24 protein-coding genes are annotated in these 22,180 nt (G+C 63.4%); 10 read left to right on the plus strand and 14 right to left on the minus strand.

Annotated elements, in window-relative coordinates; genetic code table 11:
• Window positions 1-5: 5 nt before the first annotated feature.
• The 11 genes from CR156_RS10965 to CR156_RS11015 form a co-directional block, all read right to left on the minus strand.
• Window positions 6-2,444, minus strand: a complete 2,439-nt coding sequence (locus CR156_RS10965; RefSeq protein WP_100552881.1) for a VirB4 family type IV secretion/conjugal transfer ATPase — start codon at window positions 2,442-2,444, stop codon at window positions 6-8.
• Between the two features lie 85 nt (window positions 2,445-2,529).
• Entirely contained in the window at window positions 2,530-2,838 is a 309-nt protein-coding gene (locus CR156_RS10970; protein ID WP_100552882.1) for a VirB3 family type IV secretion system protein, read from the minus strand.
• Window positions 2,831-3,253, minus strand: coding sequence for a TrbC/VirB2 family protein (locus CR156_RS10975; RefSeq protein WP_100552883.1), 423 nt, complete (start codon window positions 3,251-3,253; stop codon window positions 2,831-2,833). Before CR156_RS10975 ends, CR156_RS10970 begins: the two co-directional genes overlap by 8 nt.
• Before the next feature lie 73 nt (window positions 3,254-3,326).
• A complete protein-coding gene (locus tag CR156_RS10980; RefSeq protein WP_100552884.1) occupies window positions 3,327-4,295 on the minus strand; it encodes a lytic transglycosylase domain-containing protein in 969 nt (322 codons plus the stop codon).
• A gap of 3 nt (window positions 4,296-4,298) precedes the next feature.
• Window positions 4,299-5,342, minus strand: coding sequence for a P-type DNA transfer ATPase VirB11 (gene virB11 / locus CR156_RS10985; RefSeq protein ID WP_100552885.1), 1,044 nt, complete (start codon window positions 5,340-5,342; stop codon window positions 4,299-4,301).
• 14 nt (window positions 5,343-5,356) lie between these two features.
• Window positions 5,357-6,619, minus strand: coding sequence for a TrbI/VirB10 family protein (locus tag CR156_RS10990; protein WP_100552886.1), 1,263 nt, complete (start codon window positions 6,617-6,619; stop codon window positions 5,357-5,359).
• Window positions 6,616-7,395: a TrbG/VirB9 family P-type conjugative transfer protein gene (locus CR156_RS10995; RefSeq protein WP_100552887.1), complete on the minus strand. Its 780-nt coding sequence runs from the start codon at window positions 7,393-7,395 to the stop codon at window positions 6,616-6,618. The genes CR156_RS10990 and CR156_RS10995 overlap by 4 nt, the downstream gene beginning before the upstream one ends.
• The gene (locus tag CR156_RS11000) at window positions 7,392-8,417 is read right to left on the minus strand and encodes a VirB8 family type IV secretion system protein (protein ID WP_100552888.1); all 1,026 of its coding nucleotides are present in this window, start codon (window positions 8,415-8,417) and stop codon (window positions 7,392-7,394) included. The genes CR156_RS10995 and CR156_RS11000 overlap by 4 nt, the downstream gene beginning before the upstream one ends.
• Window positions 8,418-8,506: 89 nt before the next feature.
• Window positions 8,507-8,953: a hypothetical protein gene (locus tag CR156_RS11005; protein ID WP_099784623.1), complete on the minus strand. Its 447-nt coding sequence runs from the start codon at window positions 8,951-8,953 to the stop codon at window positions 8,507-8,509.
• Window positions 8,954-9,369: 416 nt separating this feature from the next.
• Window positions 9,370-11,049: a type IV secretory system conjugative DNA transfer family protein gene (locus CR156_RS11010; protein WP_100552889.1), complete on the minus strand. Its 1,680-nt coding sequence runs from the start codon at window positions 11,047-11,049 to the stop codon at window positions 9,370-9,372.
• A gap of 38 nt (window positions 11,050-11,087) precedes the next feature.
• Window positions 11,088-11,345 carry a hypothetical protein gene (locus CR156_RS11015; protein WP_099820666.1) on the minus strand — a complete coding sequence of 86 codons (258 nt, stop codon included), beginning with the start codon at window positions 11,343-11,345 and terminating at the stop codon, window positions 11,088-11,090.
• A 122-nt stretch (window positions 11,346-11,467) separates the two neighbouring features.
• Here CR156_RS11015 and CR156_RS11020 point away from each other — a divergent pair, with 122 nt between their 5' ends.
• The 5 genes from CR156_RS11020 to CR156_RS11040 all read left to right on the plus strand — a co-directional run bounded on the left by CR156_RS11020 (window position 11,468) and on the right by CR156_RS11040 (window position 14,588).
• Window positions 11,468-11,920 (plus strand): phosphohydrolase, encoded by a 453-nt coding sequence (locus CR156_RS11020; RefSeq protein ID WP_100552890.1) that lies wholly within the window; start codon window positions 11,468-11,470, stop codon window positions 11,918-11,920.
• A gap of 77 nt (window positions 11,921-11,997) precedes the next feature.
• On the plus strand, window positions 11,998-13,209 hold the full coding sequence (locus CR156_RS11025) for an MFS transporter (RefSeq protein WP_100552891.1): 1,212 nt from the start codon (window positions 11,998-12,000) through the stop codon (window positions 13,207-13,209).
• A 147-nt stretch (window positions 13,210-13,356) separates the two neighbouring features.
• A complete protein-coding gene (locus CR156_RS11030) occupies window positions 13,357-13,830 on the plus strand; it encodes a hypothetical protein (protein WP_100552892.1) in 474 nt (157 codons plus the stop codon).
• Window positions 13,831-13,942: 112 nt separating this feature from the next.
• On the plus strand, window positions 13,943-14,212 hold the full coding sequence (locus CR156_RS11035) for a hypothetical protein (RefSeq protein ID WP_089236035.1): 270 nt from the start codon (window positions 13,943-13,945) through the stop codon (window positions 14,210-14,212).
• Between the two features lie 127 nt (window positions 14,213-14,339).
• A complete protein-coding gene (locus tag CR156_RS11040; protein WP_100460364.1) occupies window positions 14,340-14,588 on the plus strand; it encodes a hypothetical protein in 249 nt (82 codons plus the stop codon).
• A gap of 38 nt (window positions 14,589-14,626) precedes the next feature.
• Here CR156_RS11040 and CR156_RS11045 read toward each other — a convergent pair whose 3' ends face one another.
• Window positions 14,627-16,162 carry an FAD-dependent monooxygenase gene (locus CR156_RS11045; RefSeq protein WP_100552893.1) on the minus strand — a complete coding sequence of 512 codons (1,536 nt, stop codon included), beginning with the start codon at window positions 16,160-16,162 and terminating at the stop codon, window positions 14,627-14,629.
• 82 nt (window positions 16,163-16,244) lie between these two features.
• Here CR156_RS11045 and CR156_RS11050 point away from each other — a divergent pair, with 82 nt between their 5' ends.
• Window positions 16,245-16,949: a TetR/AcrR family transcriptional regulator gene (locus CR156_RS11050; RefSeq protein ID WP_100552894.1), complete on the plus strand. Its 705-nt coding sequence runs from the start codon at window positions 16,245-16,247 to the stop codon at window positions 16,947-16,949.
• An 11-nt stretch (window positions 16,950-16,960) separates the two neighbouring features.
• On the opposite strand, the gene CR156_RS11055 is transcribed toward CR156_RS11050, so the two are convergent.
• Window positions 16,961-17,332: a hypothetical protein gene (locus CR156_RS11055; protein ID WP_243381972.1), complete on the minus strand. Its 372-nt coding sequence runs from the start codon at window positions 17,330-17,332 to the stop codon at window positions 16,961-16,963.
• Between the two features lie 256 nt (window positions 17,333-17,588).
• Window positions 17,589-17,870 carry a hypothetical protein gene (locus tag CR156_RS11060; protein ID WP_033831436.1) on the minus strand — a complete coding sequence of 94 codons (282 nt, stop codon included), beginning with the start codon at window positions 17,868-17,870 and terminating at the stop codon, window positions 17,589-17,591.
• 210 nt (window positions 17,871-18,080) lie between these two features.
• On the opposite strand from CR156_RS11060, the gene CR156_RS11065 reads away from it, so the two are divergent.
• From CR156_RS11065 to CR156_RS11080, 4 genes are all read left to right on the plus strand, one after another.
• Entirely contained in the window at window positions 18,081-18,755 is a 675-nt protein-coding gene (locus CR156_RS11065; protein WP_100552896.1) for a response regulator transcription factor, read from the plus strand.
• A complete protein-coding gene (locus tag CR156_RS11070) occupies window positions 18,755-20,104 on the plus strand; it encodes a sensor histidine kinase (RefSeq protein ID WP_100552897.1) in 1,350 nt (449 codons plus the stop codon). Before CR156_RS11065 ends, CR156_RS11070 begins: the two co-directional genes overlap by 1 nt.
• Before the next feature lie 144 nt (window positions 20,105-20,248).
• Window positions 20,249-20,848 (plus strand): hypothetical protein, encoded by a 600-nt coding sequence (locus tag CR156_RS11075; RefSeq protein ID WP_243381801.1) that lies wholly within the window; start codon window positions 20,249-20,251, stop codon window positions 20,846-20,848.
• A 136-nt stretch (window positions 20,849-20,984) separates the two neighbouring features.
• Window positions 20,985-22,175: an efflux RND transporter periplasmic adaptor subunit gene (locus CR156_RS11080; RefSeq protein WP_100552898.1), complete on the plus strand. Its 1,191-nt coding sequence runs from the start codon at window positions 20,985-20,987 to the stop codon at window positions 22,173-22,175.
• The last annotated feature ends 5 nt before the right edge of the window (window positions 22,176-22,180 follow it).

Raw genomic sequence — 22,180 nt, forward strand, 5'->3', positions numbered from 1 at the left:
CGCAATCACGCGGCGTCCGAGCGGGCAGCCTTGCCCGAGCCCTTTCGATTCTTGTAGAAATCTTCAAGCCACTGTTCCGGCGTCAATTCATCCACCGTCACCCGTGCGCGTACCGCAGCTGTCTGCAATACGCGGTGCATGATGTCGATGTTGTCGGTGGACGCCGAGATCACCGACAGAATGTCATCCATACCGCGCAGGTTGAGCTGACATACGCTGGAAGCGTGACCCTGCTTGACCAGGAAACAGCGCGAGCGCTCATCCAAGGCGGTGACCACCTTGAACTCGGCCTCGGTCAGCTTCAGGCCTTCCATGTAGTCGCTCTTGCTGGCATTGGGATTGGGCAGCAGAATCAGCGTTGCGGTCTGTTCGATCAGTGCCGCCGAGATGTCGCTCTTCAGCGCGTCTTCCGGGCTCTGCGTCGCGAAGATGCCCAGGCCATTCTGCTTACGGATGGTCTTCTGCTTGTTCTTGGCGAATTCCTTCAGGCCACCCTCGCCGTCCAGGATCTTCCAGAATTCGTCCATCACATAGATCAGCGGGCGACCGTCGATCAGCGACTCCAGGCGGTGCAGCAGGTAGTTGATGACCGGCACACGCACTTCGGGGTTGTCGATGATGTCGGTGTAATCGAAACCGATGATGTTGGCCTTGCTCAGGTCCACGGTATCCACCGGGTTATCGAACACCCAGCCCAGCGAATTGCCCGAGGTCCAGCGGCGCATGCGCGCGTACAAGCCGTCGTCACCCATGTTGGGCAGGCTCTTCTGGAAATTGGTCATGCTGCGCAGGTGCATTGGCGTGTCGAGCATGCTCTCGACCGCGCGATAGATATCCTCCTCTTCGCGGGAGCTGTACTCACGCTTGCCTGCCAGCACCTTGATCAGGTCTGCCAGAAACTGCACATTGCCTTCGTTGTTCTCACACTGGAACGGGTTGAAGCCGGTTGGCGCACCGTTCTCCAGCGCCAGATAGTTGCCGCCGCAGGCGCGCACGAAAATCTCCGCACCGCGGTCCTTGTCGAAGAAGAAGATCGTGGGCGACGGTTCGTACTTCTGCACCTGGCTGAGCAGGAAGTTGATCAGGGCGGTCTTACCGGTACCGGACTTGCCGATCACCATGGTGTTGGCGATCGCCTTTTCACCCAGCGAGTTTTCCGACGGGTGGGTGGCATGGAAGTTGAAGTAGTACGGCTGGCCGTTGGTCGTCTGCAGCGTAGTGACGCAGTCTCCCCAGGGGTTGTTGTGCTGCTTGCCGGTGGCGAAATTGTGCAGCGGCGACAAGCCGAGGAAATTCAGGGAGCTGACATTGGCAATTCGCGTACGGAAGCGCCAGTTGGCCGGGATCTGAGAGTAGAACGACGAGGTGACCGCAAGGTCTTCCTTGGTGGAGACGAAGCCGGCATTGGACAGTTCAGCGCGGGTCGTTGCCACGTTCTGCGACAGCTTTGCCTGACTGTCGCCGTAGACCGCCATGATGAAGTGGTACTCGCCCAGCACGAAGTTGCCAGAGGACAACTGATCCATCGCCTGATCGAGCTCGACGATCTGGCTGACGGCCTTGTCGCCGGAGGAGATCATCATGCCCTTGGTACGGTCCAGCACCTTCAGTGCATCTTGGCGCCCCATCGGGCTGAAAGAATGGGTAATGACGTACTCGTAATCCAGGTACTTCAGGCCGTTCAGGATGCCGGGGTAGGTCCCCTCGGCGTATTCCTTGATATTGAGGATTGCGCCGAAGTGATTGGCACCGTTGGGCGTGTTGATCACAAAATCGCCGGTCTTGGCCGAGAACATATGCCGGCTGACTGGCAGATAGTCCTTCACAGGCGCCGACAGCACCGGTACCGGCTCATCGATGCGGTTGATCAGGTAACCGAACAGCTCCAGCGTCTCAGAGAACACCACGCCATTCTTGGCCTCGTACATGCCCAGGCGGTAAGGCGCATAGTCGCGGATGACCGCCTCGACGTTGCCAGCCAGCTCCATCAATTTTTCGACCGCCTGCTCCTGCTCGGCGCGCAGCCTGTCCACATTCGCGGACTTTTCCACGAAGCGCTTACCGGCCACCACCGGACGATAGATCATCGTCAGGTAAAGCTCGTTCTGCATGATGCGCTGCGAGGACAACATGCCCATGTACTGATCGGACACATCCTGGTTGAAGCGCTGTTTGAATTGGCTCTTGCCCTTGAGCGTGCGGCGACGGCGGATGTCATGCACCCAGAAGGCGACATTGACGAAATCCGGCGCGCGCAGCGTCTGCAGCAGACGATTGAAAGTGTTGTGGCGATGCTCCAGCTCCCATTCCTCGCGACCGACGAACGGCAGCCCTTCCAGATGCCAGGTCAGCAGGTAGTCGCCGCCCGTGGTCTTCACCACGTTCGGGGCTACATGCGATGACAGGGGAACAAATTCGCTGATGGAGGTATCTGGGCTGAACATGCGACTGCTTCCAATGGGGTACTGCCGACAAAAATTCGGAGTGGCTGCGGCGGGCAACTGCTTCCCGCCGCGGCCGTTCCGGCCCTCAATCCATTCGGGCCGGCTTGTTGCGGTACTGATTCGGGTTGAACACCCACATGCCATCGTGTTCCTGGACGTTGCGGACCCTCAGCTTGAACATCAGGCGCAGGCCCAACAGACGGAAGATCATCTCGTCACGCCTGGCCATCTGCCGCATGATGAAGATGGCAACCGGAATGGTCAGCAGGAACCAGAAGTTCGTGTACATGCTGAGCAGCAACAACCCACCTGCCACCATGAAGAAGGGCAGGTAGGGAACGCCCAGGAACATCGCTGGGCGCGTGCAACCCCGGAACAGAACGTTCTTATGCACTGTAGTAGAGGATGGCGTTCTGGATGTGCAGTGCCATGCCGCCGCCAGTCGTGCCACCACCACCACACTTGCCATCGCTGCCGTCACCCAGCAGCATGCGGGCGATCTGACCGGCGGCGCCGATCAGCACGCCACCGATCAGGATCGGGGCAACATCGGCAATGCGCTTGTGCGCGAAAGCAATCTGGTAGCCGGCGAAGATGACCGCGATGGTCACCACGGCGATCGAGGCGATGTTCAACAGCCCATTGATGTTGTTGAAGAAGCCACAGACTTTCTTGTCGGTACCACCGAAGTCGGTGGCGCCGCCGGCAAACACCTGCGGGGCGAACACGGCGCCCACGAAGAGGGTAGCCATCAGCAGGGTCTTCAGCGTGCGCTGGGCCTGGACGAGGTCGATATTGATACGCTTCATGGATTGATTTCCTTGTTGATGGACTAACACAACTGAATCGACCAGCCGGGGGACTGGCCGTACCACGACTTCGTCAGAACACGAAGGCCGCATCCCCTGCGGGAATCTGTTGCGCCGGCATGGACTGCGCCGGCGCGTTATACATGTTGCCTGGAGGTGCCGAGGCGCCCTGCTGCCCCCAGGGCTGCAGCATCACTGGGCTTTCGCCGCCGCCTGCCGTCGCGCCTGGCAGCTGCTGCGGCATCATCGGCGGCTGACCCGCCCGCCCTGCAGCAGCCTGCTGCGGATAGCCCTGCTGCTGCGGGTAGCCGCTCTCCGGCTGCGCCTGCGGCTGCATCATCCGGTCGACTGAGCCCAGCACGACCCGCGACAATGCCTGATCGGCAAGATTGACCAGGCTCCCGCGCGCCATAGCGCTGGTAGACGGATAAACGGTATAGGCACGCGCAGGGTCGTTGGACGGCACATAGACCGGACCATTGGCCTGGGCGACGATCCGCGCCTGCGCCGGGGAGGCGAGCTGCGGATGATGTTCGACCTTGACGGTACGGCGCTCTCCGCGGGCTACGACGTCGATGGGCGCCACGCCATTGGACGCAACCTGCTGCCCACGACGAATCGAGTCATAAACCTTCTGCACATAGCCGTGACGGAAACCGGTCTCGAAATTGCCCGAGTAGTAGCAGCTGAACGACTTGCCCCAATCCTTGCCGGAGCGCTTGTAGCACTCGGCAAGAATGCGCGAGCCCGCCTGCAGATTCGGGCACTGCTGAAACGCTTTTTCATAGGAGTCCAAGCCATATTTGGCCAGGTTGTAGCGGTTGACCTGGGCAAGGCCGATGGAGAAGTTGTAACCCTTCTCCTCCAGCATGCGCACAGTGGCGAGCGCCTCGTCCAGCGCCTTGGGCTGGCGCGCCAGTGCACCACCAACCACGCCGATGGCGTAGGGGTTGCTCGAGGATTCCACATTGATGACGTGCTGCATCACGTCCATCGAGACGGCCATTTCCGGGCACGCCATCATTTCAAGTCCTGGCAACATCGTTCAGCCCTCCTGCCCCTGGGCGCGCCCAGGATTGAAGTCGATACCGGTGATATAGCGCGAGCCCGCGTGCGCCTTGATATGCACGACGATATCGATGGTCATCATCAACAGACGCTTGATGACGTTGAATTCAAGACCAGAGCCCTCGGTCGACGCTTTCACCATCAGCGCCAGCTGGTCCCAGGTCTGCTCGGGACTGCCCGCATGACAGCTGGTGATCGAGCCGGGATGGCCCGAGGCGCAATTACGGATGAAGTAGAAAGCCTCATCACCACGCAGCTCGGCGAGGATGATGCGCTCGGGCTTCATACGCAGGCAGGCTTCCATGCAGCTCTTGGCCGTCACGTTGCTGGCGCTTTGCCCACCCTTGGAATACAGCAGATGCACGACGTTGGGCTGGGTCAGAAACAGTTCGCGCGCGTCTTCGATGGTGACCAAGCGCTCGCTGTCCGGAATATGGTTGACCAGCGCCTTCATGAAGGTGGTCTTGCCGCTGCCGGTGGCGCCGGACACAACGATATTTTTGCGGTACATCACCGCGCGCCGGAAAAATTCGGCGTACTCACGCTGCTGTCGCAACTCAAGCAACTCGCGGTCCTGCTCACTCAGGCTGCCATCCTGCTCAAGGATCTGGTTGAAGAAACCATCCTCGTGATACTGGGTAAGCGACTTGGTGTGCTTGGAAGGCAGTCGGATCGTGATCGACACTTTGCCCGCATCGCAGGCAGGCGGGATCACGAACTGCGCACGCTGCCCGGTCGGGAAGGTCAACGACACCACCGGATCCGCATCGGTGATGCGCTGGCCGGTGTTGCTTTCGTTGACCACCGCGGTACAGAACTGTCGTGCGCGTTCGAACGTCAGGCCTGGCACATGCACGTGCTGCCACCCTGCCCGCGTCTCCAGGTACAGTTCGCCCGGACGGTTGATGCAGATTTCCGTCACTTCGGGTGAAGTCATGTACTCCGCGATGCCCAGCACTTCGTACTGATAGCGCAGGAAATCACTGGAGACGAGGGCAATGGGTGACACTTCGGCGTCCATGGTCGTTCTGCAGGTTACCGGCGGGTGCGAAGCACATCGCTGAAGTCAACGTCCTTTGCGACGTAGACGTTCACGACCGTGCCCTGGTTGATGGTGACCGTCGGCGGACGGCGCTGGCTCATGGCATCGTTGGCCAAACGCTCCATTGAACGTGCCGTGGCACTTTCATAGGGCGACTGCACCGCCATGCCGCTATTGGTGATGGTGGTGGTCTCCGGGCCATGCTCGGCCGCAGCGTATTTGAAGGCATCCGCGATCAGGCTGATCATCAACGCCTGGGCGATACGACTGCCCCAATGCGCGCTGTATTGACCTGGATGCCCGGCACCGCCAAGGCCATCAACACCGGGACTGGACATGGCCACGTCGATGCCATTGGGCGTGGTGATGCGATCCCAGATCACCTCAACGCGCTTGCCCACTGGACCACCACCATAAGCGCCGTAAATCTTCGAGCCCTTCGGCAGCAGCAGCGTACGGCCATTGATCGAATAGACAGGTTCGGTCAGAAGGCACGAAGTGTAGCCAGCCAGATCGGTGATGATGCGGGTTTCCAGCACGCAGCGTAGATAGGTACCGCGTACCAGCAGTGCATCGGGACTGTGGATGAAGCTGGCATTGGAGATGTCCTCCACATCCGGACCACGGCGAGTTTTCGTGGCGACCGGCTGCGGATTGCCTGCCTGCATCGCGGCAATCATTGCCTTGCTGTACTGGTCGGCGGGGCTCTGCGCACCATCTGCCCCATCGCCCGCCCCCACTCCGCTTCCAGCACCGATACGACGATCGAGCAGGCTCGGACCACGCTCCGGCTCACGCTCGCGATCACGATCGGGCAACTGATAAACCGAGCGACCGGTCTGCCCCGAATCCTCCGGCAACTGCGGCAGCATGGGAATGGGCTCGGCCGGGCCCGTGGGCACCGACGGAGCCTGCTCTACGCTCGGCAGCTGCGGCGTGGCAACGCGGGCGGTGTCAGGCAGTTTGGCTGGTGCATCGCTATCGCCCTTGCTGTTGCGGAAAACCAGCAGGCCCATCGCCACCAGGAGCACCACGATGCCGCCAAGGAACAGCAACGCCTTGCGGTTGAGCCGCTGCTCTTCGGCCGAGCGCAACTGCGGCGCACCCGCATCCAGGTCCGGTGCGGCCTCAGTTTGGGTGTTACCGAAATAGGGATTGGACGGAGCCTGTGGGCTCTGGTCCGGCCCGTTACCGTACGGGCCCGGATCCTCTCGCCCGTTGTTCGGATCGTTTCCAGGAGTGTTCTGCTGGCTCATTTCTTCACGTTCCTTCGCAGACCAACGACGTAGTCGCCGTGGCGGATGACCAGGTACGGGTAGGTCCCGTGGACGATCAAAGTATTCCCTTCGACGGTGGTATTCACCACGAAGTCCTCGCCGTACTCTTTCTCGCGACCGAACACGGCTGGGAAGATGCCCGTCTTGTACTCAGGCGAATTGGGCAGTTTCAGGTAGGTGAAACGACCATCGTCATAGGCATTGACCGGAATCAGCCAGCCCATCTTCTTCGCCTTGCTGGTCGAATAGGAGTAGTTGAAGTTGTACTGGCGATCCTTGGCCAGTTCGGTGCTCAGCAGCGGCTGCGCCTCTTCCTCGACCGCTTCCTGCGCCAAACCAAATTCGGTATCGCTCGGATAGGTGAAGGCAATCTTGTACTGCACGCCAGCACGACGTGCCTGCTCAAGCTGGCGCCAGTCGGTCGCCACCACCTTCAATTCGAAGATGTACGAATGGGTCTCGGTGCGCACCATCATGTTGGTGTCGACGTCAACGTTCTTCGGCTTGATATAGAACACGTTCTCGCGACGGGTCAGCTCCCAGCCGTTGCTGAAACCGGTGCTGTAGTCGAGGATCTTCTCATTCGGACTCAGTTCGATTTGGGTGGTCAGGCCCAAACCGGTGCGTACCGGATAGATGCGATCCTTCTCGTACTCGTAATGGTCCACCGCCTGTGCCATCGCCGCGGTGGAGAACACCAGCGACAGCAACGACAGCAGCGCCAATGCGCTTCCCCTGACTTTTCGACTACTCATCGGTTGCTTGCTCCATCAGCATTTCCGGTGGAATTGTTCGGTACCGGCCTCATGACCGGCTGACCAGGCATGGCCTGCCCTGGCATCTGTTGTCCCTGCACCGGCTGGCCCTGGATAGGCTGCCCCTGCATCGGTGGCACCTGGCCACCAACCGGTGCTGCCACGGGTTGCCCGGTTGCCGGATCGATCATGGTGGCTGCGGCAGGGTTGTTGGGGTCATAGATGCCCTGCGCCTGCTGCGCGGCCTGCTGGGCCTGCGCCTGGATCGCATTGTCGTCCGGAACGGGCACACCACGCGCGTAATCGTTGTCTACGCGGTACTCGGTGACTTGGAAGGCCAGCGGATTGAGCACACGATCCTGCTCGGACAGCGCGAGGTTCTGGTTGTACTCGAAGCGCATTGTCACCAGTTGGTTGTCCAGGAAGTTGCTAACTCCCGAACGCTTGTCCAGCAGGCTGCGCTGGATGCGCACCGACGCGCCGCGGAAGCTGCCATTCGGTTCCGCACCCAATGGGGTGATGCTGAGGATCTTTACCCGGATCGCCTTCTCGCGGCCATACATCACGAAGGGATTCTGCGGATTATTGCCCGCGTAACGGGCGCGCATGGTCTGCGACACAGGATCCGTCGACATGACGAATACCAGTTCCCAGTCGCGCAGCCCCATCACGGCTGAGTCATACGACTCGCGCGCCATCACATACTGGGCGACGTTGCTGCGGTTGATGGCTTCATTGGCCGTGATCGTCTCGCCACGGAAGGTGCCACTAAGGCGGGCGACCGTTGCATTGCCCGTATAGGCATCAGCCATCACCAGGAAAGGCACTTTCTCCTTCAGTGGCAGCATGTAGTAGTAGCCACCGGCCAGCGCCAGCGACATCAGCAACGAACCGGTGGCGACCCACCAGGCACGACGCTCGCTGCGCCGGGCCATGTCGGCCACGGTGATCTCGTAGCTGACCGCCTTGGCGACCGACTGCTCGACCTTGGGGCTGTTGCCTGCATCCTTCTTGCGGAACATGGGTTCTTCCGTACTGCTGAAACATCAATGGGCGCGACGCCCCTGCGCCAGGCGCGGGGTGCGGCACGTTCGATGATTTCGACGCGGTCTCAGCTGCCGCTGCTGGCTTCAGGATCCTGGGCCGACGCGGTTGGCGTCGATCCAGCGTTCTGCACGACGATCTGGTTGCCGACGATGGAGACGGAAACGCCCTGCGCCGCATAGGCCGCCGTGAGATCGATCACGGCCTGCTGTGCGTTGGTGGTGTCGATCTCCGACACCGCGCCATACAGGGTGAAATCCGAACTGAGGCGATAGTCCAGCGTGCGGCCGGAATCCTTGGCCCAGCGCTCGAGCATGGCCTTCAGCGTGCGATCCATAGGCGACGCCTGATAGACGTAGCTGGAGTACAGCGGAATCTCGGTCGGAGCCGTCGCGAAACGGTTGACCGGCTTCCAGCGCCCTCCGAAGTCGGGTGCGGGCTTGGTAGCACAACCTGCCACCATCAACGCCGCCACTGCGGCGATGGACATTTTTGCAATAAACGCCTGATTCATACGGGCTTCACTTTGACGTACGAAAAAGCAGTCCCGATGTTGGTCCCCTGGTCGTCCGGCACTGCGCGATGCACGCCGGAAACGTAACGAATGCACTGCTTAACAGCACATGGGCACGGTTCCCCTGCAGCTCGAAAGCTGCCAACCAAGTCGCGTGAAGCAACCTCATCCGAGGCCCCTTTCACGCACCCTCACCAACGTCGGAACCATCCCTGTTCCCATGGCTGAAACTCCTGGCCACTCTGAAAGCATGACGAATCACACAGATTCGCAAGCCACGCATAGAGTCGCACAACTACGCGTCAATTCGATGTCAGACAAATCTGAATTTTGACCAACGTATGGCGTTTCTTTGACGCGCCTCACTAATTCACCTCAATGAATGCGTGCATCCGTCACACTTTCATGTCTGCAACTTAGACATCAAGCATCGGCACGTCAACCTTTGGCAGTAGTCGTGACGTGAAATAGCGGTCCTTGTAGTAGCGAATCTTGTCGCATTTGACGGGATGCGGAATGCCTTCGTACAGGAAGACCTCCTTGTCCGGCCCCATCGCCTTGAGCTCCTGCGGCAGCATCAGCGCGCGGCGCTCCTCGGTGAAGCTATGGGTCTTCTCACGCGCGTGGGTGACGTTCTTCTTGCGGATGGTGGTGTAGCCCAGCATGTCCGAATAGTCGTTGGCATCCTGCTGTTCGCGCGGGGCGTACAGGATCTGCAGCGCATGGTTGGTAATGATCGTGCGTGAGACTTCTCGGCCATAGGTGGCATCGAGCTGCGACATGCTCTGGATGATCGGTAGCAGGCGCACGTTGTAACCGGCCATGTAGGACACCGCCGAGGCGATGATTTCCACCTTGCCGATCGAGGTGAATTCGTCCATCAACAGCAGGCACTGGTATTTCAGGTCCGGATTGGACTTGGGCAGTTCCTTGGTATTGAGGTTGATCAGCTGGCTGAAGAACAGGTTGATGATCAACCGGCTTTCGGCCAGCTTGTTGGGCTGGATGCCGATGTAGATGGTCATCTTCTTCTTGCGCACGTCGGTGAGCAGGAAGTCGTTGGTGCTGGTGGCCTTGTCCAGTACCGGGTTGATCCAGGGATTCAACGGTTCCTTGAAGGTGCCCAGGATCGAGGCGAAGGTCTCGTCGGCCTGGGACAGCATGTTGGCGAACGCCGAGCGCGCGTTGCTGCTCAGGAATGGACGCTCGGACAGGCTCTTCAGGAACTTCTTCAGGTCGCTGCCATCACCGGAGGACAGGCGGTAGACCGCGCCCAGGGTCGGCGTGCCCTGCCCGCCCGGGAAGCCGCTGCTGCGCTCGTCATCCCAGTTCTCGAACAGATACAGGGTGAAGGCGATGAAGGCATTGCGCGCCTGGCTGATCCAGAACTTCTGGTCTTCCGAGCCATCGGGATAGAGCATCGCACCGATGCTCATCAGGTCCGAGACGCGGAACGCCGGGTCGTCGGAGACGTAGCTGAGCGGGTTCCAGCGATGGGTGCGGCGATCTTCGGCGAACGGATTGAACAGGTAGATCTCCTGCCCTTGGCTGGCGCGCCAACCGCTGGTCAGGTCGAAGTTCTCCTGCTTGATGTCCAGCACCACCAGCGATTCGCCGTACTCCAGCAGGTTCGGGATGACCACGCCGACGCCCTTGCCCGAACGGGTCGGGGCGGCCAGGATCACGAACTGCTGACCGTCCAGCCGCACCAGCTTGCCACCATGGCTGCCGACCACGATGCTCTGCCCGCTCTTCTTGAACATGCCATGCTTGGCCAGATCGGCGCTGGTGGCAAAGCGCGCGTCACCATGCAGCGAGCGCTTGTCCTTCTTCAACAGCACGACCAGGCCGACGATGGCCAGCACCAGCAGCGGCAGGCCAAAGCCGAGGTAACCGGCCCATTTGATCTTGCCCACGAACGGGGCAACCTGCGGCTGACCGAGGGCGTGGAAATACTGGTAATAGGTATTCCAGGTGAGCAGCTTGGTATCCAGACCAAGCAGCAGCAGCGTCAGGTAACCGGAAAGCACGAACCCGAGCAGCAGGGTCGCCAGCGTGATGACGGCGATGAGCAGATACTTCTTACTGGACAACACCCGAATCCTCCATGATGCGCCTCAATGGGCGCGACGGCTTAGCGGCGGCGTCGCTGCGACGCCTTCTTCCGCAGGTTGACTTCATTCTCCAGCCCGGGCTCCACGCCCTCTTCCCGCACCAGTTCCTCAAGGTACCGGCGCGCATCGGCCAACGACATCAGGTCGGTCAGACGCTCCCCATCGTCGACGATGACCGCATGGCCGACCACATCGCCGGGAGCGTACACCGGCTCGTGGGTCACCGCTACCAGACGGAAGCGGCCGCGTAGTTCCAGCTGATGGGTGTATTCCTGCATGTCTCATCTCCCTGATGGAATCCAGATGCCATTCCTGCAGCGTCCGATGATGCCTGCACGGCCGTGGTGGCGGCATGTAGACGACCCGTACGACAATACACGCTAAGGACGGGGAGATCGCGATGGACTGGGTGGCACGCGCACGCACGCTGGCAATGGAGGCCCATACCGGCCAGGTCGACAAGGCAGGACAGCCCTACACCGGTCACGTTGGCCGGGTGGCCGCTGCCGTGCGCGGCGATGATGAGGCCGAGGTGGTGGCCTGGCTGCATGATGTGGTCGAGGACTGCCCTGCCTTCGCTGAGCGGGTGCACGCCTTCCCAGACCCGTTGCAGCACGCGGTGCGGTTGCTCAGCAGGACGTCTGCGACGGATGCCGCCACGTACTACACGCGGATAGCGGCGGATCCGCTGGCGCTGAAGGTCAAGCTGGCCGATATCGCCGACAACGCCGATGAAACGCGGCTGGCGTCTCTGGATGCCGCCACCGCCGAGCGCCTGCGTGACAAATACCGACAGGCCCTGGCGGCGCTTGGCCAGCAGGCAGCACGGGCAGCACCACCCATCGAACACTGATTTACCCCCAGCCTGGCTGATGCCTGCTGCAATGCAGCAGTACAATGTGGCGCTTCCCCGCCCCTTTGCGCCCCCGCATGAGCCCCAATTCCCCTCTGGCCGCTCGGCTGACGCCGCGCCAGCGCACCCTGATCATCCTCGCCCTGTCGTTGGGCGGCTTCGCCATCGGCACCAGTGAATTCGCCAGCATGGGCCTGATGCTGGAGATCAGCCGCGGCCTTTCGATCAGCGAAACACAGGTCGGACACCTGATCAGCGCTTACGCTATCGGCGTGGTGGTCGGTGCACCGATCCTGGCCTTCGTCGGCGCCAGCTTCCCGCGCCGCAAGCTGCTGCTGGCGCTGATGGGCTTCTATGCCGTCGGCAATCTGGCCAGCGCGTTGGCGCCGAACTACGGCACGATGCTGGTGGCGCGCTTCGTCGCTGGCCTGCCGCATGGCGCCTACTTCGGCGTGGCGATGCTGGTGGCGGCCGCAATCAGCCCGGCCGGCCAGCGCGGCCAAGCGATGTCGCGCGTGCTGCTCGGGCTGTCCGTGGCCATCCTCATCGGCAATCCGCTGACCACCTGGTTGGGCCAGCAACTGAGCTGGCGCACCGCCTTCGCCCTGGTCAGCGTGCTGGCCATCGCCACGGTGGCGATGATCGCGCGCTTTCTGCTACCCGACCCGGATGAGGTGCGGACCTCGCCGATGCGCGAACTGCGCGCATTCAACACCACCCAGGTATGGCTGGCGCTGTCGATCGGCGCGGTGGGCTTTGCCGGCATGTTCTGCGTGTTCACCTATCTGGCACCGACTCTGGTGCAGGTGACCGGCGTGGCCGAATCGTGGATGCCGCTGGCGGTGGGCGTGTTCGGCATCGGCGCGATCATCGGCAACATCGCCGGCGGCTGGCTGGTCGACAAGTTCCACTTCAAGGCCGCTGCGGTGGTGCTGCTGTGGTCGATCGTGATGCTGCTGCTGTACCCGCTGGCCGCCGAGTCGGTGTGGACCATCGGCCCGATGATCGTCACCGTGGGCACGATGGGCGCCCTCGCCGCGGTGCTGCAGACCCGCCTGATGGACGTGGCCGGCGAAGCGCAGACCCTGGCCGCCGCCTCCAACCATGCTGCGTTCAACACCGCCAATGCACTCGGCCCATGGCTGGGCGGCATGGCGATCAGCGCCGGTTTCAGCCCGGCCACCACCGGTTACGTAGGTGCGGCGACTGCGGTCGGCGGCCTGCTGCTGTGGTGCGTGTCGGTGATGCTGGAGAAGAACCGCAAGGCCGCTGTCGCCGGCAGCCGTTGAAGCACGCGACGGATCGCCTGCCGTCGCCGGAGCGACGGCGACGATCCGGTCGCAGCACTCTCCAGCTTCTCATCGCCTCGGTGATGCCCCACCATCTGCGCAGATCGGCCGCAACCGGCGGCCGAGGGTCTTGCTCAAGGATGCTCAGTGGCAGTCACTCCCCATAGACGCGAGAAGCTGCTCGATGACCTGCTTTCGCTGGGCCGCAACTGGGCCTTGGCAATCGCCATCGCCGGTGCCGGCGCGGCGGTGCACTACAGCGAAACGGTCTACGAGGCTGGACTCTGGCGCGGGCTGCTGCCCACGCTCTGCTTCCTCGTCAGCGTGGTCTGGATCGTGCTGAGCATCATCCGCTTCGACCTGACGCTGCAACAACATTTCGAACGCAAGCGCTCGCGCTGGCTCAGCCGCCTGCTGTATGTGGTACTGCTGGGTGCTGGCATCGCGGCGGTGTTCTTCGTGATGGAGCTGGCCGGGAACAACCATATCGCCAAGATGTGCGACTCCGTAGCGAACGAGCCTGGCAGCCGCATCCATCGGTCCGAGGAGTGCCAGCGGCTGTTCAAGCACCGGGCCGAATACCGGCGCCGCCTGGAAGCGGCGGACGGCGAGTTCGACTGAGGCGATCGCGATTCGCTTGCGGTAACCACACTGCAGGTTGACGAACACGCGGCGTAGATCCGCCTTGCTGCAGAGTTGCGTACGCCAGCTTCCGAAGCGCGACACAGCCCTCATGCACCGCCAGATTTCCCCCACCTGCCACGATGCGATTGCCCTGCGGGCCGGCGCGCTGGGCAGCGTGCTGGGCGTGGCGCTGTTCAAGGCCTTTGCCTTGTCCGCCGCAGCGGCCGGCTCGATGATGACGGTCGGGCTGTGGTTGCTGGGATGTGTGCTGCTGGCGGCCTGGGCGCTGGCGGCCTGCCTGACCTGCCTGGCCCTGAGTCGGCGCGTGTTCGTGTTGATGCTCGCGCTGTCGACGGTGTTCCTGATCTGCATTGCCTGACCGGCAGCGGTCAGCCCTGAGCATTGTCACAATTGTTATTCAATAACAAGTGCTGCCAGTCGGATTGCGCGTGCGCGCGGTCACGGATTGAATTCGATGGCCAGCCCGGCCCCTTCCCGAGACCCCCATGCGCCTCCTGCAGCCCCTGTTCCGCTCCGCCCTCTGCGCCCTTGTCCTCGCGTCGATCAGCGCCTGTGCCACCTATGACGATTCGGCCATGCATGCCGCCTGCCAGGAGTCGCCGCATGTGAAGGACCTGCCGCCGGAGGTTGCCGCCCGCGAAAGCCGATGCAGCAAGAGCGTTGAGGTCTGGTCGAGCGAGCGCAAAGGCAGTGACCAGCCGCTGGACCTGAGCGGCAAGAAGAAGGATCTCTGAAATAGGGCGGCGCAGCCCTGAGCGGGCTGCGCCGGGACTCAGGCAATCGCATCGCTGCCAATCGGGCTCGTCCATTCCCGTACGGCCTGCGCCAGTCCTGCCGCATCGGCACCATCACTGGCCCAGGCGACAATGCCATCCGGACGAACCAGCAGCGCGGACAGGCCCAGCGAATCGACAGCCGGCTGCGCGATGGACAGGATACGGGCTCGTTCGACATCAACCGCCTCGCACGACGAGGCAGCAGCATCGAACACGAGCAGCAACGCCTGCCCTGCGCGCAGCAGTTCACCCATGCGGCGACCATCGACCAGCAGGAAATCCGGCGTGCTGCGGCCCACCAGCGGATGGGCCTGACCCAGATCCAGCTGCTGGCCCACACCCCACACGCGCTCGGCGAGATACGTAGCGCCATCACGCGTTTCTGCCAGATCGGCCACGATCGCAGCCAATGCACGTGAACCCGCACTTGGGCGCATCAATGCGACCTGCGCGCGCGACCACTCCAGCACTCGGGCGCCGATAGGGTGGCGTTCGGCCTGATAGGTATCCAACAGCGCTTCATCTGCGTCGCCGCGCACGACGGCGGCGAGCTTCCAGCCCAGATTCATCGCATCCCCCAGGCCCAGGTTCAGCCCCTGCCCGCCCAGCGGTGAATGCACATGCGCGGCATCGCCCGCCAACAGCACGCGGCCACGGCGATAGGCGGTGGCCTGCCGTGCGCCATCGGTCCAGGTGGTGGCCAGCTGCAGCGTGGTGATCGTTGCTTCACGGCCGGAGATACGCCGCAGCAGCGCCTGTGCCGTATCGCGGTCGAGCGGCTGGCGATGGCCGGCGCCGCCGTCGAAATCAGCCAGGGCGATCGTGCCCGGCGGATTGAAATTGCACATGCCCTGCGCGGTGGTGTGACGCCCCGGGCTGAGCACCGTCGGATCCTCGAGCTCGACGCTGAGCGAGTGCCCGGTGAACTCCGGATCGGTACCGGCGAAGCTGAAACCGCACTGCTTGCGCACGGTGCTGCGGCCACCATCGCAGCCGACCAGCCAGCGCCCGCGGAAGGTCTGCCCGCCCGCCTCGACCTGGGCCTCGTCGGAACCCAACCGCACGTCCTGCACGCCCGCACCACGCAGTATCACCACGCCCAGCGCCTGCGCGCGCTCGGCCAGTACGGCCTCCAGCGCCTGCAGTTCCACCGCCATCTGCGTGCCGACCGGGCTGGGCAGCCGCCAGGGCCAGCGATCGCTGTCGACGTTGTCCAGCGCGAACGGGATACCCGCGAAGTGCCCGCCCAGCCTGCGCGGCTGCGACAACCAATGCGCGGTGCCCGGCGGCGGCGGGCCTTTCTCCGGTTTCAGCACCTGGCCGGCAGCCACGGCGTCCAGCAGACCGCGCCGGTCGAGCGCCTCCAGCGTGGGGGCATTCAAGCCGCGCAGCCCGAACGGCAGGCGCTTCAACGGCGAATCCGGCGAGGCCGCCTGCTCCAGCACCAGCACCGAGCATCCCGCCTGGCCCAGTTCGCAGGCCAGGAACAGCCCAACCGGGCCAGCCCCGGCAATGACGACGTCGTACAGCATTGGAAATCCTCGTGAGCCCCGGGTCGGCGCTCTGGCTGCGACAATGTTACACTCGGTGTACGTTTCCACAAGTGAACCGCCCATGAGCCCGCCACCCGGCCGTCGCGAGCAGCGCAAAGCCGAGACCCGCCAGGCGATTTCCGACGTCGCCACCCGGTTGATCATCGAGCGCGGCTTCGAGGCCGTGTCGATGAGCGAGATCGCCGACGCCGCCGGGGTGTCGCGCAAGACGGTGTTCAACTACTTCGCCAGCAAGGAACAGCTGGTGTTCGACCGTGATGAGGAAGCGCGGCAGCTGCTGCGCGAGGGTATGGGCTCGCGCACGTCCATGACACCGCTGGCCGCCTTCCAGGCGCTGGTGCGGGAACTGCTGGACAACGGCCATCCATTGCTGCGGATCAACGCCGGCGCAGCGTCGTTCTGGAAAACCGTGGCCCAGAGCGCGGTGCTGGTGGCCCATGCGCGGCAGCTGCAGGCGCTGCTGACCGATGACCTGGCACAGTTGATGGCTGAGTCTGCGGGCCGACCTATCGGTGACGCCGACGCGCGCCTGGCCGCGTCGATGCTGATGGCGTCGATGGTGGCCGCCTACGAACACGGGCTGCGCGAGCTGTCCTGTGGCGGCGACCCGCGGCAGTCGATGGTGCCGTTGATCGTGCGCGGCGCGACAGGGACCTTGGTGGCATTGGCCGGTACGCCGTATACCGACCCGGCGCAGCGCCTGCCCAGCGCTCTGCGGATCGGGGCGCTGGACGAGGCCCCGGCAACTACCGCCCGGGGCCCGTGATGGCAGACGTTCTACTGGACGTTGATCACCACATCGTCCGGGGCCAGGAAATTGCCGCTATTGCTGCGTGATGCCGAGATCACGTAGGTCCCGGGTGCAGTGATCGTGCCATTGCAATGCCGTACGGGCGTGGTGTTGCCACCATCCAGATTGCCGCTGGTCTCGCACAGCATCTTGCCGTTGGCGAACACGTAGAAATTGCTGGTGCCATCCACCCTCCCGCCACCGGTGATGTAGATTTCCGACGGCGATCCGGCTACGCGTGGCAACGTTCCAACTTCGAATCGTGCCTTCACCGGGTGCGGCAACAAGCTGGGACAGGTCATCACGAAACCGTCCCGCGAAAAGCAGACTTCAGCATGGGCTACTGCGGGAGCGGCCATCAGGGCCACGAGCAATACAGACGTTCTGAACTCCATTCCAGCGTCTCCAGATGATCCCAGCGGAATCGCTGGGACCACCGTGGTAGCGATGGTCGTGTTACACGGGCATGAAGCAAAGGCAAAGCGCGGCGCTGCCGGCGGATGGCCGCGCCGCTGAAAGCCGCTGGTAGCGAGCATCTACGGGAAAACGGCGCGCCGTGCACCCATGCGTGCGGGATGTCCACGGCCCCCTGCCAGATGATCGGCGCCGCGATCGTCAGCCCGAGCAGGACACCAGCATCGAGCGCGTGGCCATCTGGGTGGAGGTGAAGCCGTTCTTGTTGCCCACCGCAATGGCGTTGCCCTCGTCGCCATCCTTGCTGAAGACCACGTAGCCACCGGGGCACATCTGCCCGGCTTTCTCGTAGCAACCGCTCCAGGAACTGGAGCCGCTGCAGTCGATGGAAACGCCACGGCGGCCGTCGGGAGTGACCGTCATCTTGGCGGTGGTGCAGCCGGTCAGCGTGGCGAGGAACAGCAGCGGAACGAACAACTTCATGGTGACTCCAGGGATGGGAACTGCGAAGGGCGCCAAGGCTGGAGCGCCTGGATTGCGTGAACCTTGCGCCGCACCCTCGGTTTCATCGCGCCCCGCCATGGCCTTCCGGCAGATGCGGAGGCACGCCATGTTCACGCAATGTTCCTGTAATACGGTGCCGGCGCGTGCCGAACCGCCCTTCTACGGCCCCCTCCTGCTCAAGCCCTGCTGATGCACATCCTGTTGATCGAAGACGAAGCCGAACTCGCCACCGCCCTCAAGTCTGCCCTGCAGCGCGAGCGCTATGTGGTGGACCTGGCCAATACCTTGGCACTGGCCCGGGAGGCGGCGCTGTGCGGCCTGCACGATCTGGTGCTGCTGGACCGCACCCTGCCCGATGGCGATGGCCTGGCGTTGATTTCCCTGCTGCGCGAGCGCAACCCCGGGGTGCCGATCATCGTGCTGAGCGCGCTGGGCCAGTTGCCGGACCGGATTGCCGGGCTGGATGAAGGCGCCGATGACTACCTGGCCAAACCCTTCGCGCTGGAGGAACTGTTCGCACGGATCCGTGCTGCGGGCCGTCGCCCAAGCGGATTGCAGGTGGAGTCCATCAGCATCGGCCGATTGGTGTTCGACCCCGCCTCTGGCGAGGCCAGTGTGGGCGGCCAGCGGCTGGAGCTGCCGCGGCGCGAGATCCGGGTGCTGGCCGTCCTCGCACGGCGCCTGGGTCGCACCGTGCTGCGCGAATCCATCGAGATGGCGGTGTATGGCTTCGACGACGGCATCCATTCCAACACGCTGGATTCACACGTCTCGCGCCTGCGCCGAAAACTGGCTGACGCCGATGCCGGCGTGGAGATCCACGCCATTCGCGGGGTTGGCTATCTGATGCGGGAAAGCAAGTGATGGCGCGTCGCCCGTCGTTGAAGCGCCCACTGATCGTCAAGACGCTGATCTACCAGTTGCTGGCCCTGCTGGTGGCGTTCTTCGCCCTGCTGATGGTGCTCGTTCGTGCCGACAGCGGTGGCTACTACACCATCCAGACCTTCGCACCGGTGGCCGCCGAGGCAGTGCACCGCGACCGCAATGGTGAACTGTACGTGCAGCACACGCCGGAGCTGGCCGAACTGCTGAAGATCGTCCCCGGTGCGTGGTTCATCGCCGAGGACGAGCATGGGCACCACGTCACCTTCGGCCATGTGCCACCGGCCTATGCCTCGCTGGTCGGCGCCCTCGATGGCATCCCCTATGGCGACCTGCGCGGGCGTGATCGCAGCGATGGCCTGGCGGTGGTGGTACGCCAGCACAGTGGGCCGGCCGGCAAGCTGACCATCATGGCGCATGGCGAAACCGATTCGCTGACCATGCAGATGGCGTTGGCCGCGCACATCATCACGCTGCCGATCTTCCTGCTGCTGGGCCTGGCCACCATCATCCTCACGCCGATCATCGTGCGACGGGCACTGGCCGGTGTCGAGCGCATCGCGCAGGAAGCCCGCAATATTTCGGCCAGCCGTCGCGGCATCCGTCTGACCGAGACCGCCGTGCCGGTGGAGATCGCGCCGCTGGTGACCGCCGTCAACGATGCCTTGGGCCGGTTGGATGAAGGACACGAGCGGCAACGCCGTTTCATCGCCGCAGCGGCGCATGAGTTGCGCACCCCGATCGCGATCCTGCGGGTAAAGATCGATGCCGCTGATGATTCGACCTCGCGCAGCCTGGCGGTGGAAGTCGCGCGTCTGGCGACGCTGGCCGAGCAACTGCTGGACCTGCACCGCATGGAAGAGGACGGCCCGAAGGAAACCCTCAACCTGGCCCGGGTGGCCAAACGGGTGGCGGCCGACCTGGCACCGCTGCTGATCCAGTCGGACAAGACCGTGGCAGTCGCGGTGGAACCGCACTTCCCGGTGCTGGGAGAAGCTGGTGCGGTGGAACGGGTGATCTCCAACCTGGTGCTGAATGCCGCCGAGCATGGTGGCCGCCATATCATCGTGCGGGTGCAGGGCAGCTGCCTGGAGGTGGAAGACGATGGCCCCGGCATTCCGGTCGACCAGCGCGAACGCGTGTTCGAGCCGTTCCAGCGGCTGCGTCCGCGTCAGACCGGCGCGGGCCTGGGACTGAACCTGGTGCGGCAGGTGATCGACCGTCACGGTGGCCACGTCACGATTCTGGATGCCCCCGGTGGTGGCGCGCTGATCCGCGTCGAGTTTCCGCTGCATCCGGGCGTCACCTCGGCACCGCCGGTAGAGCACTGAAGGCGCCCACACATCCGTGACTGCCGCCTGCCCATGCGCAGCAGACAGCGGCGCTAGGCAAGGTTGCGGCAATGTTCGCTGCGCAGCATCGGACCGATGGCATCTGTGATGCCATCGCGTTCCGTCCTGACAGGAAGCCTGCACGTGACCGAAGGAGTTTCTCCCTCCTCCTCTTCTGCCCGATTCCGCGCGACGCCGGCCACATCCGGCTTGACCGCGGCTGCGTGGAATCGACGCTCGCGTGCCGATCGTACGCGCGCGCTGCCGCATTGGCCGCGCTGGCTGCGCGTGATACCCGCAGCGAATCGCCCGGACGTGCTGATGCGTGTGTTTGCCGTGCTGTTCCTGCTGCTGCCGGGCGTTGCGCTGGTGATCTCGACGCAACGCCATGCCCATGCAGCCATGGCCAGCGCCGTGCTGTTCTTCGTCGTCGCGCATGCCGCGCTGCATGCGCTGTCGGCATGGCGATCAACCACATCGCGGCTGCTCCCCGTACCTCTGCGCTACATCGACAGGCACGCGGCCTGGACGATGCTGGGCAGCGCGTGGGTACCCTTGGCGATACAAGGCGTGCACACGCAGCCGACCAGTACGCTTTCCATCGTGGGGCTGGTGATCGGCGCGCTGTGTCAGCTCTGCAGCGTACGTGTGGCTGCCGACCGCCTGCGTAACGTGCTGCTGGTGCTGGGCAGCGCCTTACAGTTCATCGCAGTAGCGCTTCTCAGCAGCATGGCCGCGGGCTGACAACCACAGCACCGCCGCAAGGTTCACGCAATCCAGCACCTCGAGACTCGACGGCCATCCACGCCCGGCACCCGGCGCGTGCATCCCTACTGCCGCGAGGACCACCGATGACCTATCCCCTCTGGATGCCGTGCCGATGAGCACCGCACCGCGCAAGCACCGCCGACTGCTTATCATCGCTGGTGCCGTACTGTGCACTTCCATTGCCGCTTGGCTCTGGCTGCGACCAGCGCCGCCGCCACCGCTGCAGCTCGCGCCCGTGGTACGTGGAAACATCGAACAGGTGGTGGAAGCCACCGGCACCCTGAAGCCATCGCGACTGGTGAGCGTGGGTGCGCAGGTCTCCGGTCGCATCGAAACACTGCACGTGAAGCTGGGCGACAAGGTAAAGGCAGGCGATCCGATTGCTGACATCGATTCGCGTACCCAACGCAATGCACTGCTGAGTGCGCAGGCGGCACAGCGCACCGCACGCGCCAATCGCGATGCATTGGCCACCGATCTGCGCCAGTACGAACTGACCCTGCAGCGGCAGCAGCAACTGGTGACATCGCAGCTGGTGGCACGTGCCGACTTCGATGCTGCAAAGGCCAAGGTGGACGCGACCCGCGAGCAGATCACCGCGCTGGACGGTGAGATCGTGCAGCGGCAGACCGACGTGGACATCGCGCAGACCAACCTGGAGTACACCCGCATCACCGCCCCCACCGACGGCACGGTGCTGGCGGTCGTCGCCCGCCAGGGTCAGACGGTGAATGCAGTACAGAGCGCACCGACCATCGTCATGCTGGGCAACCAGGACGTGATGACCGTCTATGCCGAGATCTCCGAGGCCGATGTTGTGCACACCACGGTCGGCCAGGAGGCTTTCTTCACCATCCTGGGCGATGCGGGCCGCCGCTACAGCAGCACCCTGCGCGACATCGCGCCAGCGCCCGAATCGATCACCAACGAAGATACGTCCAGCCTCGCGTCGCCAACGCTTTCCGGTGGCAGTCGTACAGCCATGTACTACAACGGCCAGTTCGACGTGGACAACACCGACGGCCGCCTGCGCAGCTACATGACCGCGCAGGTACGCATCGTACTCGGCCGTGCCCACAACGTGCTGACCATTCCCTCCGCTGCCTTGGGTGCGCGGGCTGGTGACGGCAGCTACACCGTGCAGGTGCGTGGCGCAGATGGGCGCGCCGTGGCGCGGCGTATCACCATCGGACTGGATGACCAGATCCAGGTGGAAGTGCGCGGCGGCTTGAAGGAAAGCGATCAGGTGGTGCTAACGCAGGCCAGCGACGAAGCCGCCACCGCTCCCACGCAGCCCCGATGAACGCA

The sequence above is a fragment of the Stenotrophomonas lactitubi genome, from assembly GCF_002803515.1.
Lineage (GTDB): Bacteria > Pseudomonadota > Gammaproteobacteria > Xanthomonadales > Xanthomonadaceae > Stenotrophomonas > Stenotrophomonas lactitubi.